The organism is Rhizorhabdus argentea (assembly GCF_037861105.1).
Taxonomy (GTDB): domain Bacteria; phylum Pseudomonadota; class Alphaproteobacteria; order Sphingomonadales; family Sphingomonadaceae; genus Rhizorhabdus; species Rhizorhabdus argentea.
In genome coordinates, this window is the sequence record NZ_JBANFK010000001.1 from 269,437 (window position 1) to 282,591 (window position 13,155).

Genomic DNA, 13,155 nt, shown 5'->3' on the forward strand with positions numbered 1-13,155 from the left:
ATGCCGCGTCACAGCGAGACTCGCACGCTGCCCTACACGCCGGAGCAGATGTACGATCTGGTCGCTGACGTGTCGTCCTACGACAAGTTCCTGCCGTGGATATCGGCGGTGCGTATTCGTTCGAACAGCGAGAGCGAGATGGTGGCCGACCTGATGGTGGGCTTCAAGGCGCTGCGCGAGAAGTTCACCTCCAAGGTAACCAAGCACAGGCCGACGGCAATCCATGTCGATTATGTCGATGGGCCGCTCAAATATCTTCGAAACGACTGGAAATTCACCAGCGACGGCCATGGCGGCACGATCGTCGATTTCGCGATCGAGTTCGAATTCAAGTCGCGCCTGTTCGAAATGGTCGCCGGGCAGGTATTCGATCGCACGCTCAGGATGATGATCGGCGCGTTCGAGGAGCGCGCCGCCAAGCTTTACGCGTCTTCGGCGAGGGTCGCCCCCGGCATCAGCAGTTCGAGCGCACACAGCGCCGCCTGAAGCCGCACGCCGCCACGGCCGAGATCGCCGAAGTGGCGCTTGTCGGCGACGATATCCTCGGCATCTCCGCCCTTGCGGGCCTGCCCGAACACCACCGTGCCGACGGGCTTCTTGTCGCTGCCTCCGCCGGGGCCGGCCACCCCGGTAATCGCCACGGCAATATCGGCGCCGCTCTGTTCGAGCGCTCCGCGCGCCATCGCCCAGGCGACTGCGATCGATACGGCGCCGAAGGTCTCGATCAGCTCGACCGACACGCCCAGCATCGAGACCTTGGCCTCGTTCGAATAGGTCACCAGCGATGCGCCCAGCACGTCCGACGAACCCGGGATCTCGGTGAGCGCCGCCGCGACCAGCCCGCCCGTGCAGCTTTCCGCGAGCGCGATCTTCCGGCCCTCGGCGCGATTGGCATCGATCACGCGGCGGGCCGCATCGAGAAGCTCGGCGGGCAGGATGGTGTCTTGATGCTGTGGCACAATATGTCCCTGATACTCTAGATTTGCGGCACGCGCACGGTCGCAATCGCCTGTGCGGCAATGCCCTCGCGCCGGCCGGTGAAGCCCAGCTGCTCGGTGGTCGTCGCCTTGACGCTGACCTGGCCGACCGTCAGCCTGAGGAGCTCCGCGATCCGGTTGCGCATTGCTTCCCGGTGCGGGCCGATCTTCGGAGCTTCGCAGATGATCGTCAGGTCGACATGGTCGATGATCGCGTGGCGATGGGCGATCAGGTCGCGCGCATGGGTCAGGAAAATCTCGGATGCCGCGCCGCGCCATTGCGGATCCGATGGCGGAAAATGGCTGCCGATGTCGCCCGCTGCGATGGTACCGAGCAATGCGTCCACCAAGGCATGAATCGCGACATCGGCGTCGCTGTGCCCGGCGAGGGCGTGGTCATGCGCGATCGTGATGCCGCCGAGGTGCACAGCGTCGCCGGGGGCGAAGCCATGGACATCGAAGCCCAGTCCGGTGCGGCTGACCATCCTCGCGCGTTCGGCATGAAGAAAGTCGGCAGGCAGGGTGAGTTTTTCCAGCATGGGATCACCCTCGACCAAAGCGACTTCAAGGCCGTGAGCACGCGCGACCTGCGCGTCGTCGGTCGCCTCCCGGTTGGCATCCCACGCATGGTGCGCAGCGAGGATCGCGTCGCGGCGAAAGGCTTGGGGGGTTTGGATACGGTTAAGCTCGGCGCGAGCGACGGCGTCGCCCAGCATTCCATCCCCTCGAGCCAGGGTATCAACGACCGGCAGCGCCGGCACCGCGCCGTCGGCCCGGTTCAGCGCGTCGAGCAGGCGATCGATGACCGTGGCGGACAGGAAGGGGCGGGCGGCGTCATGGATGAGGACGATGTCGGCCTCGATCGACTCGAGCCCCGCGATGACCGAGTCGCGTCGCACACTGCCGCCGATGACCGGCTCCGGAAGAACGCGGCTGCCGATCGCATCGTCATACAGGGCGCGCTGGCCATCCCCGATTACCACCTGCACGCTGTCGATCGCGGGATGGCCAGCCAATGCGTCGATCGCGTGGGCCAGCACCGATTGGCCGGCGACAGCGATATATTGCTTCGGGACGGCTCCGCCGACGCGCATGCCTTGGCCGGCGGCGACTATCAGCCCGGCGATGCGATTTTTCCCCGTCATGGCCGCGGGGCTTAGCCGACGCCGTGCTTGCCCGCCAGCCGCTTTGCGGCTAGAGGCGGTGCCGCTTTTTTAGGCAATATGGCTCTGATGACCCCGAGACTTCGCCCCATCGATATCGGTTCCGTGCGGATCGATACGCCCGTCATTCTCGCGCCCATGACCGGCGTGAGCGACCTGCCGTTCCGCAAGGTCGTGCGGCGCTATGGTTCGGGCCTGAACGTCACAGAGATGATCGCCAGCCAAGCCGCGATCCGCGAAACTCGTCAGTCGGTGCAGAAGGCGCTGTGGGACCCGGCCGAGGAGCCGGTGTCGATGCAGCTCGTCGGCTGCACGCCGAAAGAAATGGGCGAGGCCGCGCGGCTCAGCCAGGACCGCGGCGCCGCAATCATCGACATCAACATGGGCTGCCCGGTGCGCAAGGTCGTCAATGGCGATGCTGGCTCGGCGCTGATGCGGACACCTGGGCTCGCCGTCGAGATCGTCAAGGCGACGGTCAGGGCGGTCGACGTGCCGGTGACGCTGAAGATGCGAATGGGCTGGGACCATGACAGCCTCAATGCCCCCGAATTGGCTCGGATCGCCGAGGATGTCGGCGTGCGGATGATCACCGTCCATGGCCGCACCCGTTGCCAGATGTACAAGGGCTCGGCCGACTGGGCGTTCGTCCGGAAGGTGAAGGATGCGGTGTCGATCCCGGTGATCGTCAACGGCGACATATGCTCGATCGATGATGCCGTGACGGCGCTGGACCAGTCGGGTGCCGACGGCCTGATGATCGGCCGTGGGGCCTATGGCCGGCCATGGCTGTTGTCACAGGTGATGCATTATCTGCAAAGCGGCGAGGTTCGACCCGATCCTTTGCTTGAAGAGCAATATCACTTGATTACAGCGCATTATCACGAAATGCTCGAACTCTACGGCAAGGATGTCGGCGTCAACATGGCGCGCAAGCATATCGGTTGGTACACCAAGGGCCTGCCCGGATCGGCCGATTTCCGCAACAAGGTGAACCAGGAGCCGCAGGCCGAGACCGTTCTTGCGATGCTCCGCGAATATTATGCGCCATGGCTCTCCCGGGCGGCAGCCTGATCCGCTTCGCCTGGCGGGGACCCGCGGCCGAACGGCCGACCGACTCTCCGTCGCCCGCAGAGATCATGGCGGCGATGGCGACGGCGGTGCTGGTCATCGATCCCGAGGGCCGCGTGATCGAGATCAACGCCGCCTGCGAGTCGCTGTTCAACCTCAGCCGTTCCCAAATCGTGGGCCGTGCGATCTTCGATGCAATCGGCCATCCGCTGACCACCATGCCCAGCGATGCACCGTTTGCCGCCTATGATATCGATATCACCCTGCCGGATCGGCGGCGGATGCGGGTCGATCTTATGGTTGCGCCGCTGCCCGACCGGCTTGGCTGGCGCGCCGTCTCGATTCACGGTCACGCCCGCAGCGCGCTCGGAGCCCGGTCGATCGACCGTGAGGGCGGCACCCGCACCGCCGTGGCGGCCGCGGCGATGCTCGCGCATGAGGTCAAGAACCCGCTATCTGCCGTCCGCGGTGCTGCGCAGCTGCTCGAAACCACCTGCGATGAAGATTCGCGCGGGCTCACCCGGCTGATTCGCGAGGAGGTGGACCGCGTCGCCGCGCTGATCGACCGCATGCAGGGTTTTACGGATACCCGTCCCATCGAGATGGCTCCGCAGAACATCCACGCGATCCTCGGCCACGCCCGCGAGGTTGCGCTCAAGGGCTTTGCCCATGGCCGCACGATCCGCGAAGTCTATGACCCGTCCTTGCCGGCGGTGCTCGGCCACCGCGATTCGCTAGTCCAGATCCTCATCAACCTGCTCAAGAACGCGGCCGAGGCGATGACCGACAGTGAAGGGACGATCACCCTGACCACTGCCTACCGCCACGGCGTGTCGATGCGCCGCGCGGACGGCGACGCGCGCCAGCCGCTGCCGATCGAGCTTTGCGTGATCGACGACGGCCCGGGCGCGCCGGAGGAGATCGAAGGCCATCTGTTCGATCCGTTCGTCACGACCAAGCGGACCGGCAGCGGGCTCGGACTGGCGCTAGTCGAGAAGCTGGTGTCCGATCAGGGCGGCATCATCGAATATGCGCGCGAAGGCACACCGCCAAAGACGGTGTTCCGCCTGCTGCTGCCGCGCGCACGGGTGACGGCATGACGACGCTCGGAGGCAGGGTGCTCGTCGTCGACGATGACGCCGCGATCCGCACTGTCGTTCGGGAGGCTCTGCGCCGCGCCGGCTATGTCGTTGAAACGGCGGCCTCGGTCGCCGAGCAGCGCCGCCTGTTCGCGAGTTTCGATCCGCAGGTGCTCGTCACCGACGTCGTCCTTCCAGACGGCAATGGCCTCGACGTGATCCCCGAGGTGCTCGAAAAAAATCCCGGCCTGCCGATCATCGTGCTGTCGGCGCAGAACACCTTCACCACGGCGTTGCGCGCGACCGAGCAGGGCGCGTTCGACTATCTTCCGAAGCCGTTCGATCTCGGCGAACTGACCCGCGCGGTGGCCGATGCGCTCGCCGCGCGGATGAGCAGCGGTAGCGCGCTGCGCGAAACCGAGGCTGCCGAGGATCTGCCGCTGATCGGTCGCTCGCCGCCTATGCAGGAGGTTTACCGCACGATTGCCCGTGTCGTCGCCAATGACCTGACCGTCCTCGTGCTCGGCGAATCAGGCACGGGCAAGGAGCTGGTGGCCCGCGCGATCCACGATTTCGGACCGCGCAGTGCGGCGCCGTTCGTGGCGATCAACATGGCGGCGATCCCGCGCGAACTGATCGAGTCCGAGCTTTTCGGACATGAGCGCGGCGCCTTCACCGGCGCCCAGGCGCGCACTTCCGGCCGGTTCGAGCAGGCCCAGGGCGGCACGCTGTTTCTCGACGAGATCGGCGACATGCCGATGGAGGCGCAGACCAGGCTGCTGCGCGTGCTCCAGGCCGGCGAGTTCACGACGGTCGGCGGCACCCGCTCGATACGCGCCGATGTCCGCATCATCGCCGCAACCCACAAGGATCTGCCGCGACTGATCGCCGATGGCGGCTTTCGTGAAGATCTCTACTATCGGCTCAACGTCGTGCCGATCCGATTGCCGGCGCTGCGCCAGCGCGGCGAGGACATCGGTGAACTGGCGCGCTATTTCCTGGAGCGGGCCGCGGCCGACGGGCTGCCGCGCAAGGCGCTCGATCCGGGCGCGATCACCCGTCTCATGCAGCATGGGTGGCCGGGGAACGTTCGCGAACTCGAAAATCTCATGCGCCGCCTGGCGGTCCTGAGCCGCGAGGACGTAATCACGGCGGCCCTCGTCGAGCAGCAGTTCCAGCAGCCGGCGATGATCGACACCGGTCCGATCGCCAGCGGCAATGGCGGCGGACTGGCGGATGCCGTCGAGCAGCATCTTGCCCGTTATTTCGCCACCTTCGGCCGCGATCTGCCGCCCGACGGATTATATGATCGCGTGCTGGCGGAGGTGGAGCGGCCGTTGCTCGAACTGAGCATGGCGGCCTCGAAAGGCAATCAGCTGCGCGCGGCGCGGCTGCTCGGGATCAACCGCAACACCTTGCGCAAGAAGCTGACGGATCTCTCGATAGACGCGGTGGCAGCGCGCCGGGGGGACTGACTTAGCTCGGTCGAAGCGACATGCCGAGGCGGCCAGTCGCGGGTTTACTGTGTTCCAGAAGCCACGCTCTTGTGGTATTCGGGCAACGATGGCGGCTTTAGGTCTCGCATATAAGCGTTTGCAGCGGCGTGCGGCGGCAGCGTTGCGACCTCGCCGCCTGATCCCTCTCCTCGAAATTGCGGTGCCTGTCGCGGCGCTGCTCATCTTCGTCGCCAGCTATCGCATCGTCACAGCCAGCGACAAGCCCGAGGTGCCGATCTCGCCATCGGTGGCGGCATCGCTGCTGGGTGCCAACCTCGTCGCGTTCATGGGCCTGATGGTGCTGGCCGCCCGCCGCGTCGCCCAGCATAGGGCCGCGCGGTCGGAACTCGGCGGCAAGGCGCGGTTGCATGTCCGGCTCGTCGCCTTCTTCTCATTGATCGCCACCGTGCCGACGCTGCTCGTCGTCATCTTCGCATCCTTGCTGTTCCAGGTCGGCACCCAGTTCTGGTTCTCGGACAAAGCGCGCGTCGTGCTGAAAAGCTCGGAAAGTGTCGCCCGCGCCTATGTCACGGAAAGCAAGGAACGGCTGCTCGGCGACATATTGGCGATGTCCGGAGATCTCCGCGGGGCGTTGACGGCCACGACGGTCGACGATCCACGTTTTGCGCCATTCTTTGCGCGGCAGGTGGCATATCGCGGCCTTTCCGAGTCGGCGATCATAACCATCGACCGTGACGGCACGCCCCAGCTGATCGCGCTTGCCAACCTCGACAAGCGGCCGCTCGACAAGCGCCTGCCGCCGGCAACGCTGCCTTTCCTGCAAGGAGGGCAGCCGCGGGTCACCGCCGAATCCGGTGACCGGATCGAGGGGACGATCCTGCTCGATTCGGCGAGTCGGACCTATCTCTATATCTCGCGCCAATCCAATCGCGATGTGCTGTCCCAGGCGGCACGAGCGCGTTCCGCACTTGGCGACTATATCGCGACGGTCGACCGCGCCCGCGCGCTCCAGCTGCGCTTCAACATCCTGCTGATGATCATGTCGCTGTTGATCTTCGGCATCGCGATCTGGGTGGCGATGACGGTCGCGGACAGGTTGGTACGGCCCGTCAACGAGCTGGTCGCCGCGGCTCGGCGCGTTGCCGCCGGTGATCTCTCCGCGCGGGTGCACAGCGCCCCGACGCCGGATGAGATCGGCACGCTCGGCAGCGCGTTCAACCGGATGACGCGCAAGCTGGGCGAGCAGACCGGCGCGCTGGTCGCAGCGAACAGCCAGCTCGAAAGCCGCAGTGCGTTCATCGAGGCGGTGCTTTCGGGCGTTACGGCGGGCGTCATCTCGGTCGATCGTGCGCGCCACATCACCCTGGTCAATCCGTCGGCCGTCGCCTTGCTCAACCTCGAGCATATGGTCGAGGGGGTGGCGCTCGCCGATGTCTCGGCCGAACTGGATCATGTCATCGACAGCGGCGACCGCGAGGTGGTCGTCCAGGTCGTTGTCGACGGCGAGCCGCGGACGCTGGCGGTGCGCTGCGTGGCAGCGGAGGGCGCGCATGTGCTGACGTTCGACGATATCACCCAGCGTCTCGCCGACCAGCGCCGGGCTGCCTGGGCGGACGTCGCGCGCCGCATCGCGCACGAGATCAAGAATCCGCTGACCCCGATCCAGCTTGCCGCCGAACGACTGCAGCGCCGCTATGGCAAGGAAGTGCAGTCGGACCCTGGCGTGTTCGAGCGACTCACCGCGACAATCATCCGACAGGTCGGCGACATGCGCCGCATCGTCGATGAATTCTCGTCCTTCGCGCGGATGCCGAAGCCGGCTTTCCGGGCGGAGGCAGTGGTCGATATCGCGCGCCAGTCGCTGTTCCTGCACGAGGTTGCGCATCCATCTATCAGCTTCAGCCTGGACAGCGAGGGGCTTGCGCCGATGATGGTGTGCGATCGCCGACAGCTGGGGCAGGCGCTCACCAATCTCGTCAAGAATGCTGTCGAGGCGATCGAGGAAAATCCCGCCCAGCAGGCGCCGGGAGTCATCGCCATGACGATCCGCGCCGATGACCGGCGATTGCGTATCCTGCTGGCCGACAACGGCCCCGGCCTGCCGGCCGAGCGCAATCGCCTTACCGAGCCCTATATGACGACGCGCAAACGCGGCACCGGCCTCGGCCTGGCGATCGTCCGCAAGATTGTCGAGGACCATCTCGGGACGCTCGCGCTGCGCGACCGGCCCGGCGGCGGTACGCTGGTCGAGTTGGATTTCGACCTCGAGTCGCTTCGCGGGCTCGGCGTATCCGATGACGCCACGCACGATCATGAAGACGCGAAATTTCCTGAACTTACGCGAAGTGGAACTGGTTGAGGCATGGCCCTGGAAATCTTGATCGTGGACGACGAAGCGGACATTCGCGACCTGGTGGCCGGTGTCCTCGAGGACGAGGGCTATGCCGCGCGCACCGCGGCCGACAGCGATACCGCGCTGGCTGCGCTCGATGAGCGTCGCCCGTCACTGGTGTTGCTGGACGTCTGGCTGCAGGGATCGCGGCTCGACGGGCTGGATCTGCTCGACGAGATCAAGCGGCGCGACCCCACCTTGCCGGTGCTGATGATCTCGGGACATGGCAATCTGGACACCGCAGTGGCGGCGATCCGCCGCGGCGCGACCGACTTCATCGAGAAGCCGTTCGAAGCCGAGCAGCTGCTGTTGCTCGTCGGCCGAGCGACCGAGACGGATCGCCTGCGCCGGGAGAATGCGACGCTGAAGGCCCAGATCGGCCAGGAGGAGGAGCTTACCGGCAATTCCGGTGCCATCAATGCGATCCGCGCCACCCTCAAGCGCGTCGCGGCGACCGGCAGCCGTGTGCTCGTCAGTGGCCCCGCCGGCGTGGGCAAGGAAGTCGCTGCGCGCCTGCTCCATCTGTGGAGCAACCGCGCCCAGGCGCCGTTCATCGTCGTCAGCGCGGCGCGTATGGAACCCGAGCGGGTCGAGGAGGAGCTGTTCGGTGTCGAGGCGAATGGCGAGCTGCTCCGGCCGGGCCTGCTCGAACAGGCGCATGGCGGCACGCTGTTCCTCGACGAGATCGCCGATATGCCGCTCACCACCCAGGCCAAGATCCTGCGGGTGCTGACCGAGCAGGCCTTCAATCGCGTCGGCGGCCAGCGCATCGTCAAGGTCGATGTGCGGGTCGTGTCCGCTACGGCGCGGAACCTTGCCGACGAGATCGAGGCGGGACGATTCCGGGAGGATCTTTATTACCGGCTCAATGTCGTGCCGGTGCATATCCCCGCGCTCAACGAGCGCCGGGAGGACATTCCTGCCCTGGTTGAGCATTTCCTCGCCCGATTCGCATCCGAGCGGCGCGTGCCGACTCCTATGGTCACCGACGACGCGGTCGGCGCGCTGCAGACCTATGACTGGCCGGGCAATGTCCGCCAGCTGCGCAACATTGTCGAGCGCACGATAATCCTGGCGCCTGGCGACCGCATCGGCCGGATCGAGCTCGATATGCTGCCGCCGGAGGTGTTGAGCGACCAAGCGCGCCTCGCGCCGGGAGAAGCCGCTCGATCGATCATGGGAACGCCCTTGCGGGAAGCCCGCGAAACCTTCGAGCGCGAATATCTGCGTGTCCAGATCAGGCGTTTTTCGGGGAATATTTCGCGAACGGCGTCGTTCATCGGGATGGAGAGGTCTGCCCTCCACCGCAAGCTGAAGACGCTGGGACTGGTCGATCCTCGCGAGGATGAGGTCGAATAGGCCGACAGTTTCCTACCAGCGGCACGACGAATTGAATGCTGCAACTGCGAGATAGACGCCGGCGATTAGCTTCGCTATCATCCTCCCAGCCCCGCATAAGGCGTGGCTGCACGACGCTAAGCACGGCGCAACCAGCGGGCCATGACCCGCCAAGACCGGAGACCGGCAATGGCCGACAAGGTCAATAATCTCCAGGATATCTTCCTGAACTCGGTCCGTAAGACCAAAACTCCCGTCACCATGTTCCTCGTCAAGGGCGTGAAGCTCCAGGGCATCATTACCTGGTTCGACAATTTCTCGGTTCTGCTGCGCCGCGATGGCCAGTCCCAGCTGATCTACAAGCACGCGATATCGACGGTCATGCCCGCGCATCCGATCGACATGAGCGAGATCGACAAGAGCTTCGAGGAGAAGAAGTCCCACCTGCTGCAGGAAGTGTTCCTGTCGGCGGTGCGAAAGGCGCGTGAGCCGGTGACGATGTTCCTGGTGAACGGCGTCATGCTCCAGGGCGAGATCGCCGCCTATGACCTGTTCTGCATGCTGCTGCGGCGCGACGGCCTGAGCCAGCTGGTCTATAAACATGCTATATCGACGGTACAGCCGGCGCATCCTATCAACCTCGCCGAGGTCGATGATGACGACGATGAAGATCAGGACGATTGAGCGTATTCAACCGTGAAGACGACGACGGGCTGAGCCGCGGCGCGCGAGCGCTGGTGGCTCTGCCCGAGCGTGCGGGCGACAGCCAGCGCAGTGCCGAGGCGCGGCTCGACGAAGCGGCGGGCCTCGCTGCCGCGATCGGCGTGGACGTCGTGGAGAAGCTCGCCTTTCGGCTGCGGGATCCCAAGCCCGCCACTTTGTTCGGTTCGGGCCAGGTCGAGCAGATCGCAACGGCGGCTCGCATGGGCGAGGCCGAGCTGATCATCGTCGACGCTGCGCTTACCCCTATCCAGCAGCGCAACCTCGAAAAGGCGACCGAGGCCAAGGTGATCGACCGGACCGGGCTGATCCTGGAAATATTCGGCGAACGCGCGGCGACGGCGGAAGGCCGGCTGCAGGTTGAACTGGCCCATCTGGATTATCAGGCTGGCCGGCTCGTCCGCAGTTGGACTCACCTCGAACGCCAGCGCGGTGGCTTCGGCTTTCTCGGCGGCCCGGGCGAAACCCAGATCGAGGCCGATCGCCGGCTGATTCGCGACCGCATGGCCAAGCTGCGCCGCGAACTGGAGCAGGTTCGCCGTACCCGCGGCCTCCACCGTGCTCGGCGGCAGCGCGCGCCCTGGCCGGTGATCGCGTTGGTCGGCTATACCAATGCCGGCAAGTCGACCCTGTTCAACCGCATGACCGGCGCCAAGGTGATGGCCGAGGACCTGCTGTTCGCCACGCTCGATCCAACCATGCGCCAGATCAGCCTTCCAGGTATCGACAAGGCGATATTGTCGGACACCGTGGGGTTCGTCTCGGACCTTCCGACGCAGCTTGTCGCAGCCTTCCGCGCGACGCTGGAGGAGGTGACTGGCGCCGATCTCATCCTCCACGTCCGCGACATCGCCCATCCTGACAGCGACCCCCAGGCCGCCGATGTGCTCGGCGTGCTCGGGGAGATCGGTGTTGGCCCCCGCGCGCCGGACCATGATGCCGCAGAGGGCGCGCCGATCATCGAGATCTGGAACAAGATCGACATGCTCGATGCGGAATCGCGGGCCGCGATCGAGGCCGAAGCCATGCGACGGGAGGATGTGGTTACCCTGTCGGCGCTATCGGGCGAGGGCGTCGATAACCTGCGTCGGGTGGTCTCCGAACGGCTGTCGACGGGCAACCGGGTGCGGACCTTGTCGGTGTCGCTACAGGACGGCTCGGCGCTGGCCTGGCTGCATCAGAATGGCGAGGTGCTCGGGCAGGAGGTCGATGGCGACCACATGGCCGTCGAGGTGCGGCTCTCGGATAGCGATCTGGCCCGCTTCGAGGCACGATAGCCTTGGCGTCGGTCCGTAAGCTCGCTCTTATGCCCGCTTAGCCTCCACCCAGAGCGCTTCCTTCTCGTCCAGCGAAAGCCCCACGAAGGCATCGCCAGCCATTGCCTCTATTGCCCGGAAGCGCTTCTCGAACTTGGCATTCGCTCCGCGTAGCGCCGATTCCGGGTCGATGCCCAGCTTGCGCGACCAGTTGACCACCGCGAACAGCAGGTCACCCATCTCTTCGGCGCGATGTTCGTCGGATTGCGCTTCGGAGACCTCCGCAATCTCCTCTTCGATCTTGGCGAGCGCGCCCGCCGGATCGGGCCAGTCGAAACCGGTCCGCGCCGCCCGTTTCTGGAGCTTTTCGGCGCGCAGCAGCGCCGGCAGAGCCGATGCAACGCCGGCCAAAGCGCTTTCGTCGCCGGATTTGCCGGCTCGCTCCGCGGCCTTTATCTCCTCCCAGCCGGGGCTCGCGCCCTCTCCGAAGACATGCGGGTGGCGCCGGATCATCTTGTCGCTGATGCCGTCGAGTACATCCTGCAGGCTGAAAGCGCCCTTCTCCTCGGCTATACGCGCATGGAAGACGACCTGGAGCTGGAGATCGCCGAGTTCGTCGCACAGCGCAGGCATGTCGTCGCGCTCGATGGCGTCTGCGACTTCATAGGCCTCTTCGATCGTATAGGGGGCGATCGTCCGGAAATCCTGTTGGACGTCCCATGGGCAGCCTGCTTCGGGATGGCGCAGCCGCGCCATGATGTCGCGGAGTCGTTCGATCATGTCGGTCACCTATCCCAGGGTGGTGGCGGCGAGAAGAGTGCCAGGAAATAGTCGACGAATGCCCGCACGTTCGGGGCGGTTTCGGCGCCGCGCGGGTGAACCGCATAGATCGCGACATCGGTCGCGCCACAGACGTCGGGAAGAACCCGGACCAGTGTGTCGTCGCGCAGGGCCGGGCCGATGTCCCAGGTCGAGCGCAGCGCGATGCCGAGACCGGCGATGGTCAATTCGCGAGCGACCTCGCTGGAATTGGTGCACACCGCGCTGGCGCCCTCGACAGTGGCCGAACCGGCAGGGCCCTCGAGCCGCCAGGGGAGCTGATGGGCGGCGGCGAGCAACCGGTGCCTGGCAAGATCGGCAATGCTGGCGGGTGCACCATGCTCGGCCAGATAGACGGGTGCGGCGCATAGAATGCGGTGGTTGTCGGCAAGCCGGTGCGCCACCAGCGAACCCGCCGGCTCCGTTGAGATGCGTATGGCGATATCAACCCGCTCGGCGAGAAGGTCGGTAAATCCGTCATCCAGTTCCAGCGACAGTTCGATGCGAGGGTGTAGATCGAGAAAGTTCTTGAGGTGAGGCGCGATATGCAGTCGGCCGAAGGAGGTCGGCGCCGATATCAGCAGCCGACCGCCGGGCTGGCCAATCCGGCCGGCAACGCGTGCCTCCGCTGCGCGTGTCTCCTCAAGGATACGACGGACATCCTCGTAGAAGCCTTGGCCGACGTCGGTCAGCATCAGTCGCCGGGTGGTGCGGTGGACGAGCGTAGCGCCGAGACGGGCTTCAAGGCGCGCGAGCCGCTTGGACGCCATCGCCGGAGAGATGCGCAGCCGTCGCCCGGCGGCCGAGAGACTGCCTGCTTCGACGATGGCTACGAACAGCGCATAATCTTCGTGCATGGCAGAGTGCTAACCCGATCACCCGTTGC

At 65.6% G+C, this 13,155-nt stretch carries 12 protein-coding genes; 8 read left to right on the top strand and 4 right to left on the bottom strand.

Going from position 1 to position 13,155, the window contains the following annotated elements; translation table 11 throughout:
- Window positions 1-486, top strand: coding sequence for a type II toxin-antitoxin system RatA family toxin (locus AAC645_RS01310; protein WP_340313250.1), 486 nt, complete (start codon window positions 1-3; stop codon window positions 484-486).
- Here the strand turns inward: AAC645_RS01310 and AAC645_RS01315 are convergent.
- Window positions 423-959: a CinA family protein gene (locus AAC645_RS01315; protein WP_340313251.1), complete on the bottom strand. Its 537-nt coding sequence runs from the start codon at window positions 957-959 to the stop codon at window positions 423-425. The genes AAC645_RS01310 and AAC645_RS01315 overlap by 64 nt on opposite strands.
- Window positions 960-976: 17 nt before the next feature.
- Entirely contained in the window at window positions 977-2,122 is a 1,146-nt protein-coding gene (locus AAC645_RS01320) for a bifunctional 2-C-methyl-D-erythritol 4-phosphate cytidylyltransferase/2-C-methyl-D-erythritol 2,4-cyclodiphosphate synthase (protein WP_340313252.1), read from the bottom strand.
- A gap of 87 nt (window positions 2,123-2,209) precedes the next feature.
- Between AAC645_RS01320 and dusB the strand changes: the two genes are divergently transcribed.
- The 7 genes from dusB (at window position 2,210) to hflX (ending at window position 11,471) form a co-directional block, all read left to right on the top strand.
- Window positions 2,210-3,211: a tRNA dihydrouridine synthase DusB gene (gene dusB / locus AAC645_RS01325; protein WP_340313254.1), complete on the top strand. Its 1,002-nt coding sequence runs from the start codon at window positions 2,210-2,212 to the stop codon at window positions 3,209-3,211.
- Complete coding sequence (locus AAC645_RS01330) at window positions 3,187-4,308, top strand: two-component system sensor histidine kinase NtrB (RefSeq protein ID WP_340313255.1); 1,122 nt, start codon at window positions 3,187-3,189, stop codon at window positions 4,306-4,308. The genes dusB and AAC645_RS01330 overlap by 25 nt, the downstream gene beginning before the upstream one ends.
- The gene (ntrC, locus tag AAC645_RS01335) at window positions 4,305-5,762 is read left to right on the top strand and encodes a nitrogen regulation protein NR(I) (RefSeq protein WP_340313256.1); all 1,458 of its coding nucleotides are present in this window, start codon (window positions 4,305-4,307) and stop codon (window positions 5,760-5,762) included. Before AAC645_RS01330 ends, ntrC begins: the two co-directional genes overlap by 4 nt.
- Before the next feature lie 88 nt (window positions 5,763-5,850).
- Window positions 5,851-8,103, top strand: a complete 2,253-nt coding sequence (locus AAC645_RS01340; RefSeq protein ID WP_422785773.1) for a sensor histidine kinase — start codon at window positions 5,851-5,853, stop codon at window positions 8,101-8,103.
- Window positions 8,104-8,106: 3 nt separating this feature from the next.
- A complete protein-coding gene (gene ntrX / locus AAC645_RS01345; RefSeq protein ID WP_340313260.1) occupies window positions 8,107-9,495 on the top strand; it encodes a nitrogen assimilation response regulator NtrX in 1,389 nt (462 codons plus the stop codon).
- A 141-nt stretch (window positions 9,496-9,636) separates the two neighbouring features.
- Window positions 9,637-10,158 (top strand): RNA chaperone Hfq, encoded by a 522-nt coding sequence (hfq, locus tag AAC645_RS01350; protein WP_340313262.1) that lies wholly within the window; start codon window positions 9,637-9,639, stop codon window positions 10,156-10,158.
- Window positions 10,155-11,471 (top strand): GTPase HflX, encoded by a 1,317-nt coding sequence (gene hflX, locus AAC645_RS01355; RefSeq protein WP_340313263.1) that lies wholly within the window; start codon window positions 10,155-10,157, stop codon window positions 11,469-11,471. The genes hfq and hflX overlap by 4 nt, the downstream gene beginning before the upstream one ends.
- A 27-nt stretch (window positions 11,472-11,498) precedes the next feature.
- Here hflX and mazG read toward each other — a convergent pair whose 3' ends face one another.
- Together mazG and AAC645_RS01365 are read right to left on the bottom strand one after the other, a co-directional pair.
- Window positions 11,499-12,230 (bottom strand): nucleoside triphosphate pyrophosphohydrolase, encoded by a 732-nt coding sequence (mazG, locus tag AAC645_RS01360; protein ID WP_340313264.1) that lies wholly within the window; start codon window positions 12,228-12,230, stop codon window positions 11,499-11,501.
- Window positions 12,231-12,235: 5 nt separating this feature from the next.
- Entirely contained in the window at window positions 12,236-13,126 is an 891-nt protein-coding gene (locus tag AAC645_RS01365) for a LysR family transcriptional regulator (protein ID WP_340313266.1), read from the bottom strand.
- Between the last annotated feature and the right edge of the window lie 29 nt (window positions 13,127-13,155).